This window comes from Dyadobacter sp. Leaf189 (genome assembly GCF_001424405.1).
Classification (GTDB): Bacteria; Bacteroidota; Bacteroidia; order Cytophagales; family Spirosomataceae; genus Dyadobacter.
Window position 1 is genome coordinate 657,596 of the sequence record NZ_LMPS01000005.1, and the last position, 21,835, is coordinate 679,430.

20 protein-coding genes are annotated in these 21,835 nt (G+C 47.5%); 10 read left to right on the forward strand and 10 right to left on the reverse strand.

The genetic code is table 11. The features are described 5' to 3' along the window. Position 1 precedes the first annotated feature (1 nt). Positions 2-772, reverse strand: a complete 771-nt coding sequence (locus ASG33_RS17155; protein ID WP_056287809.1) for a TIGR03915 family putative DNA repair protein — start codon at positions 770-772, stop codon at positions 2-4. Further along, positions 772-2,028: a putative DNA modification/repair radical SAM protein gene (locus tag ASG33_RS17160; protein WP_056287812.1), complete on the reverse strand. Its 1,257-nt coding sequence runs from the start codon at positions 2,026-2,028 to the stop codon at positions 772-774. The genes ASG33_RS17155 and ASG33_RS17160 overlap by 1 nt, the downstream gene beginning before the upstream one ends. Positions 2,029-2,168: 140 nt before the next feature. On the opposite strand from ASG33_RS17160, the gene ASG33_RS17165 reads away from it, so the two are divergent. Beyond that, positions 2,169-2,912 (forward strand): thioredoxin family protein, encoded by a 744-nt coding sequence (locus ASG33_RS17165; RefSeq protein WP_056287814.1) that lies wholly within the window; start codon positions 2,169-2,171, stop codon positions 2,910-2,912. Here the strand turns inward: ASG33_RS17165 and ASG33_RS17170 are convergent, their stop codons facing one another. Then, positions 2,913-3,716 carry a GNAT family N-acetyltransferase gene (locus ASG33_RS17170; RefSeq protein WP_056287816.1) on the reverse strand — a complete coding sequence of 268 codons (804 nt, stop codon included), beginning with the start codon at positions 3,714-3,716 and terminating at the stop codon, positions 2,913-2,915. Positions 3,717-3,854: 138 nt separating this feature from the next. Here ASG33_RS17170 and ASG33_RS17175 point away from each other — a divergent pair, with 138 nt between their 5' ends. Next, the gene (locus ASG33_RS17175) at positions 3,855-4,694 is read left to right on the forward strand and encodes a sulfurtransferase (RefSeq protein ID WP_056287818.1); all 840 of its coding nucleotides are present in this window, start codon (positions 3,855-3,857) and stop codon (positions 4,692-4,694) included. 38 nt (positions 4,695-4,732) lie between these two features. Here ASG33_RS17175 and ASG33_RS17180 read toward each other — a convergent pair whose 3' ends face one another. Next, on the reverse strand, positions 4,733-5,608 hold the full coding sequence (locus ASG33_RS17180) for a cytochrome c (protein ID WP_056287819.1): 876 nt from the start codon (positions 5,606-5,608) through the stop codon (positions 4,733-4,735). 189 nt (positions 5,609-5,797) lie between these two features. Between ASG33_RS17180 and ASG33_RS17185 the strand changes: the two genes are divergently transcribed. Beyond that, positions 5,798-6,802 carry an AraC family transcriptional regulator gene (locus ASG33_RS17185; RefSeq protein WP_056287822.1) on the forward strand — a complete coding sequence of 335 codons (1,005 nt, stop codon included), beginning with the start codon at positions 5,798-5,800 and terminating at the stop codon, positions 6,800-6,802. A gap of 5 nt (positions 6,803-6,807) precedes the next feature. After that, complete coding sequence (locus ASG33_RS17190; RefSeq protein ID WP_056287824.1) at positions 6,808-7,329, forward strand: YceI family protein; 522 nt, start codon at positions 6,808-6,810, stop codon at positions 7,327-7,329. A gap of 325 nt (positions 7,330-7,654) precedes the next feature. On the opposite strand, the gene ASG33_RS17200 is transcribed toward ASG33_RS17190, so the two are convergent. After that, positions 7,655-7,918, reverse strand: coding sequence for a hypothetical protein (locus ASG33_RS17200; RefSeq protein ID WP_056288611.1), 264 nt, complete (start codon positions 7,916-7,918; stop codon positions 7,655-7,657). A 165-nt stretch (positions 7,919-8,083) separates the two neighbouring features. Here ASG33_RS17200 and ASG33_RS17205 point away from each other — a divergent pair, with 165 nt between their 5' ends. Beyond that, positions 8,084-12,103, forward strand: coding sequence for an FG-GAP-like repeat-containing protein (locus ASG33_RS17205; protein ID WP_056287828.1), 4,020 nt, complete (start codon positions 8,084-8,086; stop codon positions 12,101-12,103). A gap of 38 nt (positions 12,104-12,141) precedes the next feature. Here the strand turns inward: ASG33_RS17205 and ASG33_RS26085 are convergent, their stop codons facing one another. From ASG33_RS26085 to ASG33_RS17220, 3 genes are all read right to left on the reverse strand, one after another. Then, the gene (locus tag ASG33_RS26085; RefSeq protein WP_229238699.1) at positions 12,142-12,663 is read right to left on the reverse strand and encodes a hypothetical protein; all 522 of its coding nucleotides are present in this window, start codon (positions 12,661-12,663) and stop codon (positions 12,142-12,144) included. A 122-nt stretch (positions 12,664-12,785) separates the two neighbouring features. Further along, positions 12,786-13,019 carry a hypothetical protein gene (locus ASG33_RS17215; RefSeq protein WP_229238700.1) on the reverse strand — a complete coding sequence of 78 codons (234 nt, stop codon included), beginning with the start codon at positions 13,017-13,019 and terminating at the stop codon, positions 12,786-12,788. Between the two features lie 68 nt (positions 13,020-13,087). Further along, entirely contained in the window at positions 13,088-13,717 is a 630-nt protein-coding gene (locus tag ASG33_RS17220) for a pyridoxamine 5'-phosphate oxidase family protein (protein WP_056287831.1), read from the reverse strand. An 80-nt stretch (positions 13,718-13,797) separates the two neighbouring features. Between ASG33_RS17220 and ASG33_RS17225 the strand changes: the two genes are divergently transcribed. Beyond that, on the forward strand, positions 13,798-15,258 hold the full coding sequence (locus ASG33_RS17225) for a PLP-dependent aminotransferase family protein (protein WP_056287834.1): 1,461 nt from the start codon (positions 13,798-13,800) through the stop codon (positions 15,256-15,258). A 27-nt stretch (positions 15,259-15,285) separates the two neighbouring features. After that, the gene (locus ASG33_RS17230; protein ID WP_056287835.1) at positions 15,286-16,500 is read left to right on the forward strand and encodes an MFS transporter; all 1,215 of its coding nucleotides are present in this window, start codon (positions 15,286-15,288) and stop codon (positions 16,498-16,500) included. Here ASG33_RS17230 and ASG33_RS17235 read toward each other — a convergent pair. Continuing rightward, positions 16,471-16,857, reverse strand: coding sequence for a helix-turn-helix domain-containing protein (locus ASG33_RS17235; RefSeq protein WP_056287838.1), 387 nt, complete (start codon positions 16,855-16,857; stop codon positions 16,471-16,473). The genes ASG33_RS17230 and ASG33_RS17235 overlap by 30 nt on opposite strands. Positions 16,858-16,973: 116 nt before the next feature. On the opposite strand from ASG33_RS17235, the gene ASG33_RS17240 reads away from it, so the two are divergent. Continuing rightward, positions 16,974-17,252: a hypothetical protein gene (locus tag ASG33_RS17240; RefSeq protein ID WP_056287840.1), complete on the forward strand. Its 279-nt coding sequence runs from the start codon at positions 16,974-16,976 to the stop codon at positions 17,250-17,252. Between the two features lie 55 nt (positions 17,253-17,307). On the opposite strand, the gene ASG33_RS17245 is transcribed toward ASG33_RS17240, so the two are convergent. After that, positions 17,308-19,299, reverse strand: a complete 1,992-nt coding sequence (locus ASG33_RS17245) for a heavy metal translocating P-type ATPase (RefSeq protein WP_056287842.1) — start codon at positions 19,297-19,299, stop codon at positions 17,308-17,310. A gap of 213 nt (positions 19,300-19,512) precedes the next feature. Here ASG33_RS17245 and ASG33_RS17250 point away from each other — a divergent pair, with 213 nt between their 5' ends. Next, complete coding sequence (locus ASG33_RS17250; protein WP_056287844.1) at positions 19,513-20,013, forward strand: hypothetical protein; 501 nt, start codon at positions 19,513-19,515, stop codon at positions 20,011-20,013. Continuing rightward, entirely contained in the window at positions 20,010-21,809 is a 1,800-nt protein-coding gene (locus ASG33_RS17255; protein WP_056287846.1) for a M64 family metallopeptidase, read from the forward strand. The genes ASG33_RS17250 and ASG33_RS17255 overlap by 4 nt, the downstream gene beginning before the upstream one ends. The last annotated feature ends 26 nt before the right edge of the window (positions 21,810-21,835 follow it).

Below are 21,835 nucleotides of genomic sequence, written 5' to 3' on the forward strand. Positions count from 1 at the left end.
GTTAAGGCTGTTTTTCAGACAGGTATTTCCAATATCTTTTCGGCACGTGACGAATGTGAAGCTTCATGTTCTTGCGTGCCGGAATGTTTACATTTTTGAAATAATCCTTCCAGAGAATTGTATAAAGCTCTTCCTTCTCATTCAAAAGCTGGGCAGGTAATGCATTCAGGCTAGGCGACATTTCTTCCGAAAAGTCAAACACAATTTCTTCCACCTTTTCAAGATCATAGGATAGCCCGTACTTTCTTTTCAAATCATAAATAATCCATTTTTGATCGGCATAACGATTTCTGAAATGGGTGATCAGTAAAGGCAGCACATTGAAATCAGGCTCGATATGCGAGTAGAAGATTTCATCAGAAGTTTTCTGGAACCGGATAAATGCCTCCATCCGATGCTTTTCACGATGCACTTTCCGCGCCCATTGGGAGACTGCCAGCACAGACGGATGCCCATAATTTTCCTCTGCACCCTGCGGATTGTCAATGATATAGCAGGCGAAAATCAATAAATGCTGAAACGCTTCCGGCTGCTCGGAAAGGAAAGTTTTGTAGAAGTTCAGCAGCCACTCCTTATCAAGCTTTTTACGCAATCCTGCCCACACCCTTTTTGCCTTTTCATCCTCACTTGTTACCGTAAAATGCTGCTGAAAAACATCCGGATGAAAATGTTGCTCGCTCACCAGTTTGACATTCGCGCTCTTTTTCTGGTAACAGTCAAAAACAGCAGTCAGCAAACCTTCCAGCGTACCGTCAAAAACGAATGTTTCCATCAAAAGAGTGAAAGCTGGCTATGCGCCGTTTTCTGGTATTTACTGTGACTTTCGGACAAAATAATTCCTTTGATATGCCCTGCCTCGTAGTCATTTAGCTGCATGGGACTGTCGGCAAAGCGGATAAAATGCCGCGCTTTATTAAAGGATATACCTATCTTTTTCAGATGGTCGCGGTAAAGTCTGCCAAACTTCCGGGCCTGTACAATCTTTAATGCAGAAGTAACGCCAATTCCAGGCACGCGCAAGATCATCCGGTAATCCGCCGTATTTACATCTACGGGAAATTGCTCCAAATGCCGAAGTGCCCAGCTTAGCTTTGGATCAATGTCCACGTCCAGGTTAGGATGGGTATCATTTACTATTTCCTGAACATTGAACCCGTAAAATCGCATAAGCCAATCGGCCTGATAGAGCCGGTTTTCACGGATCAATGGAGGTTGCGAGCCGATTATAGGTAAGCGGCTGTCATTACTGATCGGGATATAGCCGGAATAGTAAACCCGTTTAAGCGAAAAATTCTTGTAAAACGTATTGGCTGTGTGCATAATCTCCTTGTCCGTGTCCGGAGTAGCGCCAATGACGATCTGCGTGCTCTGGCCGGCAGGAACAAACTTCGGTACACTCTTGATCAATGCTTTTTCGTCCGAGAATTGAGCAATACTTTTCTGAATATACCCCAGCGGCTTCTTCACTTCTTCGTGCGACTTCTCGGGCGCCAGGATTTTCAGCCCTGTTTCAGTTGGCATTTCAAGATTGATGCTCATTCTGTCTGCATACATTCCTGCTTCCTTCAACAGCTCCTCGCTCGCTCCCGGGATTGTTTTTAAGTGGATATATCCATTAAACCGCTCCTCAGTCCGCAGCTTCTTAACAATGCGAACGAGCCTTTCCATGGTATAATCGGCATTTTTGAAGATACCGGAACTTAGGAAAAGCCCTTCAATGTAATTTCTGCGGTAGAAGTTGATCGTGAGCTCGACTACTTCCTCTACTGTGAATGCAGCCCTTTTGATATCATTGCTCCGCCGGGAAACACAAAAAGCACAATCGAAAATGCAGTGGTTTGTCAGCAAGATTTTGAGCAATGAAACACAGCGACCGTCTTCGGTGTAAGTGTGACAAATCCCACTTCCTTCCGCGTCGCCCAGTCCCTTGTTTTCGTTCTTCCTGTTACTTCCACTCGATGAACAGGACACATCATATTTTGCAGCGTCTGCCAAAATTCCCAGCTTCTCTCGGATCCTCTCGTACATAATTCAGTCAATAATTTATTTTAATCTAAAATATTGAGGTGGGTTCGGCAGTTATTAGAACGGTATAAATATCGGAATTGTTTCTGGTAATATCAAAGTTTTGATACTGATTAAATCAAAGTACTACAAGGACGCTCTTCATGTTCCGTAAAGTCCAATTTACATTTACACTCTTCTTTTCTTTTTTAGTTGCAGGTTTCAGCCAGGCGCAGGAGCCGAAGGTGACGCGCTATAATGGAAAGGTAAGTCAGCAGTTTGTGATGAACCGCGAGACGGTGATCATTGATCATGCAACAGGCAAGCGCATTTCGTACACGGAGTATGACGAGAAGCTGAAAAGAAATCCCGGAATGTACAAGACGCTCCCGATTTTTGACAAATATGGAAAGCCTTCGTCTTTTGAATTGATCAAGAGAAGCCAGATTTACGTTCAGGAAGATGGTTCTGTCATGAACAATCCAGATCTCATGCCGGAGATAGGTGAGCCAATTTCCCCATTCATAATGAAAGGGTTGGACGGGAAGGAGTATAATTCAGAAAAGCTGCGCGGAAAGTATATCCTGCTGGGTTTTTGGGTAAAATATGAAAAGCCGCTTTACTCACTTGCAGCAACGAAAGTGATCTCTGATTTTGTTGACGAGAATAAAAAGAAGGGCGTTGAGATCATCTCGCTCGGTACCACACTGAATACCGAAGAAGAGTGCCTGCAAGCAATTCCCAAGCGCAACTGCGGGTTTGTTCCGGTACCCGATTCATTTGGTTTCAACCATCGCTATAAGATCAGCGAAACGCCTTACTTCATCCTCGTTGATAAAAAGGGGATTATCCGGGCAATGGCGCCGCATACCGAGTTCTCCAAGATCAGCGATTTGGTATTGAGGTAGTTAACCCAACTGGCCACTGATCCTGTTGAAGATCTTATCTGCTCTCCATTCCCTTTTTTCGCCCAGGTACATTCTTCTGGAAAAGCGGCGCTGTCTGTAATGATGTTGTTCCAAGGTGCTTATCGCGAGTAGGTTGTCTTGCGGGAGTACTGCTTTCTCTTCTGTTTGAAACCGCAACTTCATCAGCTCAACACCTGCCTGGTCGTCCAGAGCAATAATCGGACTGTCGCCCCATCCTGGAATGTAATATCCGAGTACCCGGCCTGCTTCGACGTACACCATTGCAGTATGAAGGAAGTCGCTTATGATACCCGATCTGTCTTCCTTACTTACCTCGCGGTCAAGATGAAATAGCTGCTGGCTCAGTCCGGTGTTGAATGGGATAATGTTCAGCGATATATCTTCAATGGGCAGATTGTCTTCGCGGACAAAATGACCGTAGCAGGTTTCCAGCGTGAACCCCAGCTTTGTGTAAACGGGATATCCGTAATCAGTTGCATCAAGGTAAATGGTTGTGTAGCGTTTTGGATCTACGGACGCAATCAGCGTTTGGGTGATCAGCTTACCTAAACCTTTGTTCCGGTGATCCGGATGAACGATAACGCACGCAAGCCAAACCGAATCGGAATGTCGCATGGTGGTACCAATGGCCACAATCTGGTTGTCTTCGCTGATTTTCAAAGGTGTACAATGCGGTGATTCAACAAAATAGCGGAATCGCGGTGCGAGATCGCCCCAGTCAGGTGGTTGTAAATCCGGTAGCTGAGCCAGGTCCGTCAGCAAGAAATCGGAAGTAGTCATCATGCGTAATTGAAAACTTGTTTGGCAAACATCTTCAAAAATCCGTTGCTGATCAAAAATTATCTCTGTTTTTCTTTCACTGCGCTTTTAGATTTTTTTGGATAAAATCTACTTTATTTACTGCCCATAAAAGAATCCATTATGAACATCATCACAGCTGACGATTTTAAATCAATGCGCGCCGGTGAGGCATTGACCCTGATCGACGCCAGGGGAGGAGCCGACGCGGCCCAAAGGTACCAGGCCGAACATCTTGAAAACGCATTTCTTGTTGATCTGGAAACTGACTTGTCTGAAAAAGGTGAAGATGCCGCCAAAGGAGGGAGGCACCCGCTGCCGCTGCCGGGTAAGTTTAGCGAATTACTTGGTAGGTTGGGCATTTCTCCGGAGCACACGGTTGTGGTTTATGATGATAAAAAGGGTGCAAATGCAGCAGCGCGGTTTTGGTGGATGTTGAAAGCTGCAGGGCACGATAAAGTGTATGTTGTGAGCGGAGGCCTGGATGCGCTGAAAGAGGCAGGTATACCGGTAACGGGCAAAATACCCGAACAACCAGCTGCAACAAACTATCCCATAGCAGATTGGCAGCTGCCTACCGTAGATATTGATTATATATCCCAAATTTCGACTGATCCTGCCTTTATGGTAATTGATGTGCGGGAGCATTACAGGTATATAGGTGAAAGTGAGCCGATTGATCTTGTTGCCGGCCATATTCCAGGCGCGGTCAATATTCCTTATACGAGCAACCTGGATGAAAACGGGGAATTCAGGTCGGTAGCAGAGCTGGCTGCAAAGTACAAGGAAGCGCTGGGTAACCGCGGCCCCGAGCAGGTGGTAGTGCATTGTGGCTCAGGGGTAACCGCCTGTCACACCTTACTAGCGCTTGCAGAAGCCGGGTTTGAAGGCGCCGCCCTTTACGTAGGCTCATGGAGCGAATGGTCGCGGAATAACAAGCCGATCGCTTTCGGAAATAACTAGGAAATGCCGGACAAACTCATCTTTGTCCGGCATTTGTTTTAAATGGAGCGCAGGTATTTATAAATAGAAGCCAGCTCCGTCTGTGTATACTGTGCGGTCATTTTCCAGGGCATGTCTTCATTTTTTAAAACATGTCCTTCGGGTGTTTTGCCGGTTGTAAGTGTGGTGATGAATTGCCTGGCAGACCATTTCCCTACATGTCCCGAACTGGTTATATCCGGAACCGGCGGAAAGCCGGGAGCCAGCGGTTCGCCGCCTTTCATATCAGGTCGGTGGCAACCTGAGCAGGAAACAGCTAGGTATTTGCCCAATTCAATTCCCTCAACTGAATCCACGCTTGCCACCATCGGTTTTTGGTGGTCAATCTTCTCAACTGAAAGCAGCGGCATTTTCCCCATAAAACCCATCACCAGCGCAACCGGCCCGAGTTCATTGTCTGGTAAAGACCTGTTCACAGCGGGTATTTGTCCGCAGTATGCAATCAGCGCCGACATATCCTGCTCGGAAAGCAGCGTTGTTTCATGAGAAGGCATGAAAATGAGTGGTTTACCGTCTTTGCCAATCCCGTGTCTGAGCGCATTGATCCAATCGGCTTCATTGTAGTCCCCCGGCAGACCGCCTGGTCCTTTTGTAAGATTACTGGCCACCAGTCTCCCGACAGGCGCATCGTCGTTCATGATCTTACCGCCCAAATCCGCTGCGTGGCAATCCTGGCAGCCTTTGATCGCAACCAGGTGACGGCCGCGCGCGAGGGTTGCGCTGTCACTGGTAATGCGGAGCGGCTCGGCTTCAAAGTTGTAGGTGCGCTCCATGCGGTTGTTCATGTTCACTGCAATGTAGCCGTACACCGCAACCAATGCGACAAGGATCACTCCCAGGGCAATTCCGACCCATTTTAAAATCTTCAATATCATGGCTTTGCTAATTAGTTTTCGGCAAAGATCCTATTCTAAACTGGCGGAAAGGCTACGCAAGGCGGATTTACAACTACGCAAAACGGATTTTTACGTGATCCGTTTAGTAACTTTTGAAATACCGGTTCAGCTAAAAAAATAGATTTGCGGGCAAATAGTCATGAAATCAGCATTATAACTCTTACCACTATGGTAATCAACTCCTACGACATCCTTGACCTTAACAATTTTCCCAAGCCGCAGACAGTGGAACGAGCGTCATCGGGCGGCCGGTCCTCTGATTTTGTAGATTGCTACTATCCCAGAATTGGCGCATTGAAATTCAGGAGTAATCTGCTCCCGCACATGCATTTGATGAACATTCAATGGTCAAGTGAAGAGCTGGTGGAGCTGGCGGACACGGCATCTTCTGATACGATCAACATTAATTTTCACCTGTCCGGCGATCTGGATACGCGCTTTTCGGGGATCAGAAATGAACTCAATATGAGGCCGCGCAAGCATAATCTTGTATACGCGCCGGAAGGTGGTTTTACCAACAGGATCGCGCCGCATTCGTCTTTGCAGATGTTCCACCTTAGTATTGAAAAGGGTTTTTTCATCGACTCCATCGGCTGCGACGATCACTGGAGTGAGAGGATCCAGAATGATCTGGTACATAACAGACCGTTTGTCGCTGTGGAGGGCACCCGCGACATTACGCCGCTGATGATGAACCTGATCAGTGAAGTGTGTAATTCCAATATGCGCACCCCCATGAGCGGACTTTTAATCCAGTCCAAATTGCTGGAACTGCTTGCGTTACAGATCGGACAATTCCGTGGTCCGGTTGGTCAGAGTACCGGAATTCGCATTGATGAAATTGAAAAACTGAGAATGCTCAAACAATACCTGGATACGCATTTCTTGGACGAACTATCGCTTTCACAGCTGAGCAGGATTTGTTTGCTGAATGAATTCAAGCTAAAAAGGGGCTTTAAGGAATTGTTCGGTGACACCGTGTTCGGTTATCTGCGTAAGCTGCGAATGGAGTATGCAGAGCGGTTATTGCTCGATTCGGGGAACACTGTGGAAGAAGTAGCTTCACAACTGGGATACGAGTACGCACACCATTTTTCCACCGCATTCAAGAAATTCAAAGGAATAAGCCCATCTAACCTGCACGCCAGAAAAGCGGCTGATACAAAACACTAAGAATTATGAAACGGTTAATTGTTTTACTGGTCTTTGTAGTGTTCTGCTCCTTTACAATCCTCATTTCCAGGGATTGGCAGATTGCGGAAGGATATAAAATCCGGTTTGATGGAAAGTACGCACACGGAAAATTCAATCAGCTTGCGGGTGATATCAGTTTTGATCCATTAAATCCGGAAAGTGCGAAGTTTGATGTGACTGTGGATGTAAATTCCATTGATACGGGGATTGAGTTGAAAAATAAGCACGCGAAAGGGGAGAAGTGGTTTGACGCGGAGCGGTTTCCTACTATCAGGTTCACATCTGTGAAGATTTTTAAAGCTGACAGCGGATATGTTGTGGAAGGAGATCTGAACATGCACGGGATTGTCAAACGTGTTGCTATCCCATTCATTTTCAAGGAAACAGAGCCTGAATTTTACGGGATTTTGAAAGTAAATCGCGGAGATTTTGGTATCGGTAAGGTCAATGGAAAAGAATCAGACTCAACAACTGTGGAGATTTCTGTACCTGTGGCAGCGAAGTGACAAACCTTGGTATGATATTTTGTTGAGAAATTTGAAAGCATCATTTACAAGCCATGAAAAATATTGAGTGTCATTACAAAGACGGATCGTTGGTTTTTAGCACAACAAAATCATATTCATATGCCACGGCACATGAAGTGCTTGACGCATTTAACCTTGTCGGGCTTAATTCGCGAATTCGTTTAAAATCAGGAGAATCTTTCAATGTGATCGGCCGGTTGCACGTAAATTATGATCCTTTTAAAGTGAACCACGGCAATTGGAATGAAGTGGTATCTGCATTGATGCACACAAAGCGTGAACTCGAAAGTCGAGTCCAGGCTCTTTAATCTTCGTCGAGATCTTTCAGCTGTTTTAATAGCTCATTTAAATCATTTTCCGCAGATCTTAATGCCTTTAAATCACCAGATTCGACGGCATTTTCTGCCGGGTCATCAAAGTTCTTAGACTCCTCCATTACATCCGGATTTTCCCTGTTATCGGAAGATGTATCTCTCTCAAATCTGAGGTTATTTGCCTCAAATTCGATTTGCTGTCTCTTCGACAGGATTTTTTCTTCCAGGTCTCTTCTGCTAAGCGGTTCGTTCATTTTCAATCGTGTTTTAAGATAATGGACGGAAAAAACCAGGCCAAGCGGTTCGCCTGCCTTTTGCTCATTGTACTTACCATTTGGTAATCGCTTTTGTATGTTGTTGTTCCGGTCATAAGATTTGGTCAACCTATTTGGTTTCCGATCTTTAAAACCGTCCGTCACATGAAACACAGCTACAAAATGTACCTCCTGGTAATTACCGGGGTATCTATCATCGCAGGGTTGTCTCTCAGCGTAATGAGAGACTTTCATTCTTCGCCAAAAACATCTTCGTATTCAAAGCCGCCTGCCGAAGACATCCCTGCAGCGGCACTTGGCAGTATACAGGAAAGTCTTTCCAAGCGCGAATACCACGTCAGCTACGATTCCACAAAGCATGTTTATCAAAGTCCTAACCGGCAGCATAACCTTCGGGCCTACTATGAGCCCGGCTCGCTGACAGTCTGCAACAGGAAAGATTCCATTGGTCACAATTTTAAGTTCAGGATTATCAATAAGGGGATGTTTGTTGATCATAAACTGATAAAAACAGAAGAACAAAGTCCGAGGTTTGTGCTCGAAGCAAATACGGCAGAAATCCGGTATGATGCTGTTGTTGAACAGTATGTAAATAGCGAGGCGGGTATCAGGCAAAACTTCATTATTGGCAAACCGGCGGAAGGAAGTGAGAAGCTGGAAGTGCAGCTCGCCGTAGAAGGTGCTGCAATCCGCGACCTGGGCAACAACGAGCTGGAACTGTCCCCGAGTGGTACGGCAGACAATGCATTAACTTACAAGGACCTGAAATGCTGGGATGCTGACGGGAAGCTGCTGGCAGCTGTCATGACATCCAAAGAGGGCCGGATTTCCATTTCGGTGGATGTAAAAGGCGCCGCATTCCCTGTCACAATCGACCCGATCATAGCCAATGGTAACCCTTCCAACGCAATCCTTGTCCCGGAGGTTAACCAAACCCAGGCGTGGCTTGGCGGCTCAGTGTCCAGCGCGGGCGATGTGAATGGCGACGGGTACAGCGATGTGATCGTGGCCGCATCCAAGTACGACAATGGGGAGCTGGATGAGGGAGCAGCGTGGGTGTACTACGGCAGTGCTTCCGGTTTGAACATGGGCAATGCAGTAATGCTGCAAGGCAACCAGGCGGGATCCAGGTTTGGGTGCTCTGTGTCTACTGCCGGGGATGTTAACAAAGATGGGTACAGTGATATCATGGTGGGTGCGCTGTTTTACGACAAAGGTGAGACCAATGAAGGCGCTGTGTTTGTGTACCATGGTTCTGCGGCTGGTATCTCTACGAATGCATCACTGGTATTAGAAGGTAACCAGGCCGAAGCTAACTTTGGTAATGCCATGGGACTTGCAGGCGATGTGAATGGGGATGGTTACAGCGATGTGGTGATCGGCGTACATGCTTATGACAGTGGGCAGGTAAATGAAGGTGTTGCGTTTATCTACCACGGCTCGGCACAAGGACTGAATGCAAACAATCCTGTGAAAATAGAATCTAACCAGGCAGAATCTGCGTTTGGGTTTACTGCTACCGGGGCTGGGGATGTGAATGGCGACGGTTACAGTGACATCATGATAGGGGCCAGGTTGTTCGACAAAGGTGAGGTGGACGAAGGCGCAGTGTTCATTTATCACGGGTCTGCATTGGGGGTAAATTCCAATGTACCAGCTGTTATATTGGAAAGTAATCAAGCCAGCGCTTTCCTGGGTAATGCGATAGGGACTGCGGGAGATGTAAACGGCGACGGTTATAGCGACATCATCATCACCGCCAACATGTACGACAAAGGGCAGACCAATGAAGGAGCAGCATTTATACACCACGGCTCAGCGCAGGGGATCAGCCCGGTTGCGGCACTTACTCTTGAAATGAACCAGGCAGAAGCGCAGTTCGGAAGCTCTGCCGGCAGTGCCGGGGATGTAAATGGCGATGGGTATGCTGATGTGATTGTGGGCGCAAAGTATTATGACAATGGTCATTTAAACGAAGGGGCGGCCTTTGTATTTCAGGGGAGCAAAACAGGTTCATCAGCAAACCCGGTATCCACATTGGAAAGCAACAAAGCAAGTGCCCAGTTCGGCAGCTCGGTGGCCAGTGCAGGGGATATTAATGGCGACGGTTACAGTGACGTGATTGTCGGGGCGATTGCTTATGATAATGGACATGATGATGAAGGGGCGGTGTTTGTTTGGAGGGGTGGGGCAGGAGGAATTGATATGATTACTACTACCTCACTTTCGCAAGGTCAGCCGGATTCCAGGATGGGCTGCTCTGTTTCAGGATTAGGCGACATAAATGGCGACGGATTTGATGATGTTGCAGTTAGCGCACCACAATATGATCATGGACAAGAAGATGAAGGCGTCGTTTTTGTTTATCATGGGTCAAATAAAGGTATCCAAACGGATCCCAAGATTGTTTTGGAGTGTGATCAGATAGGAGCAGACTTCGGCATTGCTATGTCTGGAGGCGGAGATTTGAATGGAGATGGATTCTCCGATCTAGTAGTTGGGGCTGAATTGTACAATGGTGGACAAGCAAACGAAGGCGCTGTGTTTGTATTTTACGGATCCTCTAATGGTTTTTCCAATGTATTCACAAGACTTGAATCAGATGTTCAACAAGCCTGGATGGGAGTAGCAGTATCCAGCGTTGGTGATGTTAACAATGATGGATTTGACGATGTCGCTATTGGCGCTCCGACATATTCAAATGTAGAAAGTAATGAAGGGGCAGTTTTTCTTTATCTAGGTTCTTCAAATGGGATAGTAAAGGAGTCAAAAAAAATATTTGAGAGCAATAAGGTTAATTCATTTTTTGGTTTTTCACTATCTCTCGGAGAAGTTAATGGCGATGGATTTTCTGACCTACTTTGTGGTGCACCGAAATATTCTAACGGGCAAGTTGATGAAGGTGCTTTCTTTATATCCTATGGATCTTCAACGGGTTTATCAGCTTCTTTTATAAAGAATGAGGTGAATCAAGCAAGTGCCAATTATGGGCATTCCGTGAGTTGCGTTGGTGATGTCAATGGAGATGGATTAAATGATGTTGCAGTTGGTGCCCCTTATTACAGTAGCGGGCAAAATTATGAAGGAGTTGTTTTTCTTTATAATGGATCAATGCAGGGTCTCAATGCACAGGGTACTCTGCTCGAACAAGATCAGCCCCAATCAGAATTTGGACTGACTGTGGCAGGAGCCGGCGATGTAAATGCTGATGGGTATGCCGACATCATTATCGGAAACCCTTCTTACTTTGGCGGTCAATCCTGGACAGGCGCAGCTCATGTTTATTTGGGTTCAAAAGGAGGATTAGCTTCGAGCGTAAAATTGCTTGCGAATAATGGAGTTCAGAACTCGGCATTTGGCACTTCAGTGTCTGGTGGGGGAGATATAAACGCCGATGGTTACAGTGACATCATTGCTGGTGATCCTTATTTTGGAAACGGCGCAGCATTCGTTTGTTATGGTAATAGTGGATATTGTGAGCGCAACAACCTCCGCCTCTACAATACCAACCTGACCACCTCAATCAACCAAACGCAATTTGCGCAGAATAACTTTGGAGCTGGGTTGTACTCCAAATCGTTTCTTGGAGGCAACAAAGGCAAGTTGGTTTGGGAGACAAAGGCTGCGGGGCAGGGATTTTCAAAAGGTGCTAACAACGTAATTACCAATAGTACGCAAGCCTCTGGTTCGCAGATTGTGTACGCGAGTCTTGGACTGTTGGGCACAGAACTCAAAAATGTAATCAGTAAGCAAGGGAATGCAACCAAAGTGCGCGTGCGTGTAAAGTATGATCCTACACTGGCACTTACCGGGCAGACGTATGGCCCTTGGCGTTACCTGTCTTCTTACCTGGGCGGCGGAGGTGTTTCGCCTGCGCCTGAAGAGGGAGCCAGTCCGTTGGCCGAGACAATCAAGCGTAAGGTCGCCGCAAATGAATCCGTGCTGGTGTATCCTAATCCTGCTTATGACAGGTTTAGCATTGACTTGAAAGATGGCGGAACCGTTTCGCAAGTGAGGGTACTCACGTCCAACGGGAAGCTGGTTCTGCAAACGGCATCTCAGCGTGATGTGGACGTAAGTAAGCTGGCTTCCGGGAAGTACATTGTGCTGATAGTGAAAGCAGACGGAAGTCAGAGCTCACACAGTATTCTCACTTCAAAATGAACATATAGTAGGTACCAGGCTTATGAAAAGTCTGGTATCTACTTCATATTCAATGCGCGCTTCATGAATGCACCCAGGAAGCTGCCGGCGAATGTCAGGATCATTGATCCGTACAGACTGAAATTGTGCAGCTCTTTCAAGGCACTACCCTCCGGTGGAGTGGCAAAAAAATGGTAGCCAAGGTAAATCAGCACACATTGGAGGATCGCCAGCATCCAGCCCCGGTAAGGTTCTGCAAAACCGATTGAAATAGCAGAAAACACAGCCACGAGATATGGAAGGTGAATTCCCTCTGCATCTTCAATTACATATACGATAATTGAACTCGTCGCCAGTACAAGCAGCGTACTCGCCAGAAGGCGTTTATCAAAGAGCGGCTGTTTTGTTTTGCTTGCTAAGTAGGTGGTAGCAGGCTCAACCTTTGAATCCTCTTCTTTTTGGAAGTCAGATTGAACAGGCGGTAGTGTCGCTTTCTCTTTCTCCGATTGAGATCGCAGATCAGCGTATTTTGCGAGGTAAAATATGTAGCCAAAAAAAGCTATAACAATAAGAAATTCCATTTTCGCGCAGTTAGGCAGTCCAGAGAAACCAGAACCAAAAGAAACATGCCTTTTTGAAAATGAAAAGAATTTTCTCGCATTACAATAAAAGAGACTGCCTTTCGACAGCCTCTTTTCTGAATCTAGCCAATAATGGCAATGTCGGGTTCGATTAAATTGGTTTGATCTGTCGCTGAATAGCTGAGCACAATGCGTTTTCCGCTTTGTTCGGCTGCTTCAAGCAACTGGAAAACCTTCTCTTCTCCTTCTATTTTCAGTGCCTGATATAATACGTTACCGTAGTGAAATTCCTGAGATCCAAGTCCTTTCGTGAGTGCAGCCAATTGGTATCGGTCGAATAGTTCCTTTCCTGACATGGTTTGCATTGTTTAAATCTGGCTTCCTTTTTCCGAAAGATGCCCGATCCGCGCCCATGGTTGCACGCCTATCTCAAATGTTTAGGAAGTGGAATCAATTTGCTGCTCTCATCAGGTACCGGTGACTGGCGAAGGGTGGGTGTGGGGATCAGGCCGGACCATATCGGCAGATCCAGATCCTCCGGTTCGTCATTGGGCATACCAGTCCGCATTTTAGCCGAAGCTTCGGAAATAGGAAATGCCAGGGCGGTTGTTTTGCGAACTTCCGAATCTGTCATCGGCCTGAGGTACTCCCAGGAATCAGGGACTATTTTATTGGTAAGCCACTCAAATGCAGCCCTCTTCGTGTCAAGATCTTCCACTTTCTCCGCTTTCGAAAAAATGATCACGGACCGGTAGTTCACAGAGTGGCTGAATGCAGACTTTGCAACTACTAGCGCGTCGGTCAGCATAATTGAAATGCAAACCGGAATTCCCTTTTCGATTTCCCGGATAAAGTGACTTCCAACGGAACCGTGAATGTAAATTTTGTCCTCATACCGGACGAATGCAGTAGGAATGGCGAAAGGTTTGTTGTCAATCACAAAGCTGATCGTGCAGTATAGCGCTTCATCAAGAATGGGATCGATCGTTTCGCGGTCATAGCTGGCTTTTTTCGCCTGTCTGCTGGGAATGAGGTGGGATGGTATGTTGTTCATGGTCTTGTTTTTCTTCAAAATTCCGACTTAATTGGACTTTCGTAAAGATCCAATATATAGAATTCAGGTAGTCCAATTTTATGCAGCCGCTTTCATCTCTTATTATCCCGGACAGATCCGGCAAGAGTCCGCTCTACCTGCAAATCGCCGGTCAACTCACTGCATTGATCCGAAACGGGACTTTGCAACCAGGACACAGGTTGTTAAGTTCCAGGCAGTTGGCGTCACTTTTGCAAGTGCATCGCAGAACGATCGTTCAGGCTTATGATGAACTCCTTGCGCAAGGCTGGCTTGAAAGTCAAACCGGAAGCGGCACTTTCGTCGCGCGAAGCTTGCCCGAAATGGCACCTGAGAAACCCGCCAAGCCGGAATATGATTATGGCAATGCTTCCAAAAAAGCCGGTTTTACCTTCCGCAAGCTGACGCACCTGAACCGTGCCGTGTTAAAATCAGGCAGCAGATTGCATTTGGACGATGGTTTTCCCGACGCGCGACTTGCCCCGGTGGAGGATCTTTCACGCGCTTACCGGAGCCAGCTGCTCCACGGAAATCCGTATGTGAGATTAGGTTATGGGGATACCAAAGGCTCAGCCTGGCTGCGGCAGGAGCTATCAATGCACCTCAATGAAACCCGCGGCTTAAAAACCAGTGCAGAAAACATCCTGATCACCCGTGGCGTCATTATGGGCATACATCTGGTGAGTACCGCATTGTTGCAGCCGGGAGACTGCGTGGCCGTGGATGCGCCCGGCTGGTTTGGGGCTAACATGAATTTTGTTCACGCTGGGGCGAGTGTTGTGCAGATCCCTGTTGATCAGTATGGGCTGGATGTGAAAGCATTGGAGATGCTTTGTGCCGAGAAGCCTGTCAGGTTGGTATACGTGACTTCCCACCACCACTATCCGACAACGGTAGCGCTTCGTGCCGATCGACGGATTGCCTTGTTGCAGTTATCCGCGAAATACCGGTTCGCCATTTTTGAAGATGATTACGATTACGATTTCCATTATTTGAGTAAACCCTTACTGCCGCTCGCGGGTGCGGATCAGCATGGGATGGTACTTTATTGCGGCTCGTTTACCAAAACAATCTCACCTGCATTCAGGGTGGGGTTTCTGGTGGGACCGGAGGATATTATTTCTGAATTAGCGCTGCTCAGGCGGATTGTTGACAGGCAAGGCGATCAGATGCTGGAAAATGCAATTGCTGAACTGATGCAGACGGGTGTTATACAAAGGCATTTAAGAAAGTCGGTGAGGATATACCGACAACGCCGCGATCATTTTACCGGATTATTGAAATCTGAGCTCGGTAACTACCTTCAATTTGACGTTCCTGATGGTGGAATGGCAGTTTGGGCAAAATTTCATCCCGCCATTGACTTACCCCATCTTGCCTCAAAAGCATTGCAGAAAGACCTGTATTTCTCTTCGGGTTTCAGCCAGTCCAAAGACTTCGCGAACATGGTCAGGCTGGGCTTTGCATCTTCCAACCTGAATGAATTGGAAGAAAGTGTCTCGATTATCAGGGATTTGTTGTGAGATTTGCAGGATCAATGCCGTGAGTTTATGTACCGTCAAATTGCCGCAAGTTATCGTACCGCATTTAGCGGGCTCAGCAGGGAAACCTGGCTATTAAGTGTCGTCATACTCGTCAATCGATGTGGGTATATGGCGGTTCCGTTTATGAGCATGTACATTACCCAGAGCCTGCACCGGAGCATCGCCGAGGCCGGGCTGGTCATTACTTTGTTTGGAGTAGGGTCGGTGTTGGGCGCCATGGCAGGCGGTTACCTTACAGATCAATGGGGTTTCAGGCCGGTGCAGATTTTCAGCCTGATCCTCAGCGGAGTCTTCTTTATTGTTTTTAGTCTGATTACCAGTTTTTTCTGGATCTGTGTGCTGGTAATAGTGCTCGCTTTTTTTGTGGAAGCCTTTAAACCAGCCAATAGTACCGCCATTGCGGCTTACTCGACCACCGCCAATCTTACCCGCTCTTATGCATTGAACCGCCTGGCAACCAACATTGGTTTTGGTTTCGGTACTTCAATGGGCGGCATTCTTGCTGCCATTAATTACCATTTACTATTCCAGGTTGACGGTATCGTGTATATGCTTGCCGGTGTGTTGATCATTATATTACTGCCAAAAGCGAAGATCAACCGGGAGGCGACGGTCAACGAAGCTGACGCGGTATTCGGGAAATCACCTTGGACCGACGGGTTCTTCCTGCGTTTCCTGATTATGGTAACCCTGTATATGGTTTGCTTTTCGCTTTTGTTCCGACTGGTACCTGTGTATTGGAAAGAACAAATGCACATTGGAGAGTCAACGATCGGGTTGCTGCTGGGAATGAACGGGTTAGTTATTGCATTGTTCGAAATGATCCTGATACAAAACCTGAGAGACCGGTGGTCGGATTCAGCTTACATTGTGGCCGGCGTGGTTTTCAGTGCATTGTCTTTCCTTGCGCTGGTCGTCCCGTTTGTGTTGCCCGTGGTCCTTGCAGGAATCGCAGTTCTGCTGTTCACAATCGGCGAAATGCTTGCTATTCCCTACATCAGCACCTTTGTTATGAACCGCGCAAGCGAAATGAGCAGGGGAAAGTATTCCGCTGCTTACTCTGTGGCGCAGGCTGTGGCTCAAATCATAGGTCCGGCGCTGGGCGGCTATGTCGCTGCAATGTGGGGTTACCAGGTACTTTGGCTTGCGCTGATCGTAGTTAGCGCTACCTGCGCGCTGGGATTCAAGATGTTATTCCAAAGAACTGTCCGGCTCAGCTGATTCTGATTCTTCCGTTTCCGAAGGTTTTAATGCTTTGATCTGATCTTTGAGGTGCTTGATCCGCTCATCTTCAAGTTCCAGCGCTTTCCGCTGTAACTCGATCAGATCGTCTTTTTTGAGCATCACATAATTTTCCCTCGGCTCTTCAAACATAGGTGCTTCGCCCACGAGCTGGGCGACAGTGGCTTTGAGGACTTCTGCCAATTTGATCAACTCTTTAAGAGAAGGGTCACTCTTGCCGGTTTCCCAATGTGAGATAGTTTGCTTGTCCTTCCTGTCAATTTTCTCTGCCAGCAGATCCTGGCTCCATCCCATTAGTTTGCGGTATTTTCTAATTCTCTGACCAACTATTGACATTTTCTTAACTTAAAGTATACGAATACTTGACTTTGTAATAAGAAATATATACTTTTGTATATACCGTTTTTAGTAATGCGGAAATTACAAAATTAACACACACAACTTCACATCAAATGAGCGAACTGCAGACACGAGTTTCCGAGTATGGTGGATTGTCCATCAAAGAGCGCCTTTTAATACGTTTTGTAAAATCAAGGAACATTGTCGGGAAGAACTGGCGCGGCGTACTTGCGGCGCATGATCCTTTCTTTAACACGAAGCTGGGAGGCGACTATCTGACGTCCGTCGCGCAGGCGGTGTCCGACAGTAGCCGCGGTAATGTTGACCGCATCGAGCGCGTCACACTGGCGCTTGAAAAAGCGGCGGGTATCCGGTCTGTGCCGATTGTCTGATTCCTTGTAAAAAGGCGTTTGATTGCTGCCGGTGCATTTGACTCCGGCAGCATTCTTAAATTTTCCTGCCCTGGATCCTGAAAGCATTCAGGATTGCAAGTAGCGCCACGCCAACATCTGCGAACACAGCTTCCCAGAGGGTGGCAATGCCGCCTGCGCCCATGATCATGACGGCGAGTTTGACGCCCATTGCCAGCGTAATATTCTGGTACACAATACTGCGTGTCACCTTTCCCGCCCTGATCGCCGAGACGATCCTGGAAGGCTGATCATTCTGGATCACAATGTCTGCGGTTTCAATCGCAGCATCGGACCCAAGCGCGCCCATGGCGATTCCCGCATCAGCCAATGCGATCACGGGAGCATCGTTGACGCCGTCGCCTACAAATGCAATGCGTCGGCCTTCTGCTTTCAGCTGCTCAACTACCCGTACCTTGTCTTCAGGCAGTAATCCGCCGTAGCTTTTGGCTATATTCAGCCGGCTGGCCGTACTGGTAACTACCGCCTGCTTATCGCCCGAAAGCATAATGGTTTCAATGCCCATTTTGGCGAGCTCACTCACAGTAGCGGCTGCATCCTCCTTGATCTCGTCAGCAATAATAAAATGCCCGGCATAGGTGCCGTCAACTGCCACCGCTACAATGGTCTCAGGGATATCCGAAAGTGACGGGGGAAAGGTGACAGAGAATTTTTCTAATAATCGAAGGTTGCCGGCAAGTACCTGCTTTTGGTTTACAACTCCTTTTAACCCAAGCCCCGACAACTCTTCTACTTGCGCGGGTTTGTCCAGACGCTGTTCCGCTGCAAAGGTAACTACTGCTTTGGCGACGGGATGCGTGGAGTAGCTTTCAAGCGAGGCGGCCAGTTGAACAAAATCGGCCTCATACATTGTGGTTTGCACTTGCTGGACCTGAAATACACCTTTGGTAAGGGTACCCGTTTTGTCTGAGACCACCGTATCGATTTTCGTCATCACATCCAGGAAATTGGCGCCTTTTACAAGGATACCATTTCGCGAAGCCAGACCGATCCCGCCGAAGTATCCAAGCGGAATGGACACAGTCAATGCGCAGGGACAGGCTATCACCAGAAAAACCATCCCGCGGTACAGCCATTGATCAAAGTTGTAATCCGGTGTGAAAAGATAGGGGACAAAGATGATCAGTACAGCCAGCAGGAATACGATCGGAGTATAGATCTTAGCCAGTTTGCTGATCATCAATTGAGTAGGTGCTTTTCTAGCAGTTGCATCCTGCACCATTTCCAGGATTCGTGACAATTTGGAGTCTTTAAAAAGCGCAGTAACCTCAACTTCAACTGCTTTTTCGGTATTGATCATGCCGGCAAGCACCGGCTTACCCGACGTAATTACATCCGGTCGCGGCTCCCCGGTCAATGCGGCGGTATTAAAAACGCCTGATTCGGAGAGCAATCTTCCGTCCAAAGCTACTTTTTCGCCGGCTTTCACCAGAATTGACTCGCCAATGCGGACCTGGCCGGGTGTGGTCTGTACATTTTCCAGATTTCTGATCACCGTAACCGAATCAGGGCGGATATCAAGTAGTGCTTTAATGGAGTTTTTCGACCTGCTGACAGCGAGGTCCTGAAAGAGCTCGCCAATCTCGTAAAAGATCATTACCGCCACACCTTCGCTGAACTCGCCAATGTAAAACGCGCCCAGTGTAGCGATGGTCATCAATGTAAACTCATTGAAAAAGTCGCCCCGCATTACCCTTCGTCCGGCTGTGAGGATGGTCTTGTTTCCTGCGAGCAGGTAGGCGATCAGCATCAATGCGATTTCTACCGGGCGTATAATTTCAATCTTAAAAATGAATGTGGCGGACAGCGTACCGAGCAGTATTGCCAGGCTGAGCCAGAGCATCCAGCGACTTTGCAGCAATCCCGTATCACCGCTATCTCCGTGATCGTGGCCATCGTGATCGTGATCGTGACTGTGTTCGTGTGATTTTTTGTGTTGATGTGCGTTCGGCCCTGAGCAGCAATCATCTGCCTCGGTTTGTGCCTTATTTTTATTCTCTAATTCCATTGGTTACTCGTTGTTTGATTTCCAAAGATAGGGTTGAAAGGCGTGCAACAGGGTTTCAGGTGCTGAAAATCAAGTAATTGCAATGTTGTTGCAGGCTAATGCAACCGTTAGATCAGCCTTGGAGTCCTACGTTTGATAATCGGCATTTGATCCATTGTGAATTTGCTTTGGAAAGATGTAAGTTTACTAAGGCAGGACAGAACACACGTTTGCATGCAGCTTAAATTCTCTTTTTTATACTTACTTATCATCGCCTCGCTTTTTGGCGGTTGCAGCAAACGAGCGGCGGTTTTGGACTTAAATGATGTGAGGATGTTTAACCCGGAAAGCGCAGATCAGATCCTTTTTCTGGAATTCCGTGTAAGTCAACCGGAAAAGGGGAGCCTGGAACAGATCAGTCTGGTGAGCTCTGTGTCAGGAACAGGAAAATTGAAGAACCTGCGCCGCCCGGTGGAGTACCCTTATCGGATACAGGTTGTTCCCAGGTACAGGACTAGTGCATTTGAGGTTCCGATGATTTTTGAGCATCCGCTTTTTCGGGAAGTGGAAGTGCCTGATCCCTCCGGAACGATCACGCGTAAGAAGCAATTTGCTTCGGAAGGTTCATTTACCATGCGCATGCAAGCAGATCCCAATATCGAGAAGTTAGATTTTTATAGCTTAAAACCAGGACAGCAACCAGTCAAGATTTATACACTTAATTTGAAACAATGAAAAGAACCTTTACCACACTATTATTTACCCTGCTTTTATCCCGGGTTTTCGGACAAACTTTCCCCGTCGATACCTTATACAAATCGGGGCCGGTCGACAATCGTATTAATGTTGTTATACTAGGTGACGGTTTTACGAAAGAGCAGCTGCCAAAGTTCAACGAGGAGGCGCGTAAATTTGCCGAGTTTTTTCTCGATTATGCGCCCTATAATAAGTACCGGAACTACTTCAATTTTTTCTCCATTCCAACGCCCTCAGAAGAAAGCGGGGTGACTAACCCGGGTACTGCGCCCGATGCTTACCCGGACCAGCCGGTCACACAGAAGAAAACATTCTACGGCGGTACATTCGGATCCTCAATACACCGGCTGGTCACTGTTAATTACGGCGTCGCATTCAATGTACTGGCCGCCAACTTTCCTACTTACGACCTGACGGTAATGCTGGTAAATACAGAGTTTTACGGCGGTTCGGGCGGTTCCATTGCGGTACATACATTGAACCAAAGCGCCAATACCATTGGTGCGCATGAAATCGGACACACATTTGCCGCATTAAATGACGAGTATTGGGCCGGCCCGCAATATGGAAGGGAAGCGCCGAATATGACAGCTGTAACCGATCGGTCCCGGGTGAAATGGAAAAACTGGCTTGATATACCCGGGATAGGGATCTATAAGCACGGGGAAGACGGCCCTGCCGCCACTTGGCATAAGCCTTCGAATGCGACCTGTTTAATGGAATACCTGAACCAGCAGTTTTGCGTGGTGTGCCGCGAAGCGACAACTGAAACGATCCTGTCACTGGTCAATCCGGTTGAGAAAATAGAGCCAGGCAATGCATCGGAATATCTGGTTACCGAGCCAGCCAAATTCAGGCTCGGTTTGCTGAAACCTGCGCCCAATTCGTTGCATGTTGAATGGGACCTGGACGGAAAGAAAATCGCTGCGGGAGTCGATGAAATTACACTCGCGCCTTCTGACCTGCCTGCTACCGGGAAATTGACAGCCTCCGTTTTTGACTCCACGCACATGAGCAGATCTGAAGAGCTGGCAGAGCAGCGCGTAAGGAAGATCGAATGGAACCTGAAATCCAATTCACCCGCGATATTGAAGATCAATGCGAGCGACGACAGCTTGTGCGTGGGTGGATTTGTAACGCTTACTGCCTCCGGCTGCCCAGGTGAAGTAAGCTGGTCAACCGACGATACTGCCAATTCGATCCGGATCCAGCCGGACAAAACAGCGTCCTACACAGCATCCTGCGTGGCCACCGACCAGAAAGCAAGTATTACGATCACCGTTCTGCCGCTCCCGGTGATTGAGGTGACAAATAATGGTCCCTATCTCGAAGGAAGTACCGTTGTCCTGAATGCGACAGGTGCGAGTAACTACACCTGGAAAGGGCCGCGTGAATTCACCGCGACCGGTGCAGAGATTACCATTCCACTGGCGATCAAGGAACATTCAGGGAAGTACTCGGTGAAAGGAACTGATGTTTACGGTTGTTCAGCCAGCGCAGAGACGGAGTTACTGGTCGAGCGGCTGTTAGCGGTAGGAAATGATCCGGAAGAATGGGTCCGTGTTTCGCCTAATCCAGCAAGTGACTTTATCAAGGTTGCTACGAATATCTCCGGGAAATCGACCCTTACACTTCTGGATCTCTCAGGTAAGATCATCCGTACAAAAACTTTCACGAGGGAAACTGAATTAAAGCTGCCGGTTCAGGCTGGTGTGTATTTGTATAAGGTTACGAATGGCGAGCGGGAGTTTTCGGGTAAGCTGGCTGTGCAGTAAAAACAAAAAAGTCTCCGGGAGGAGAC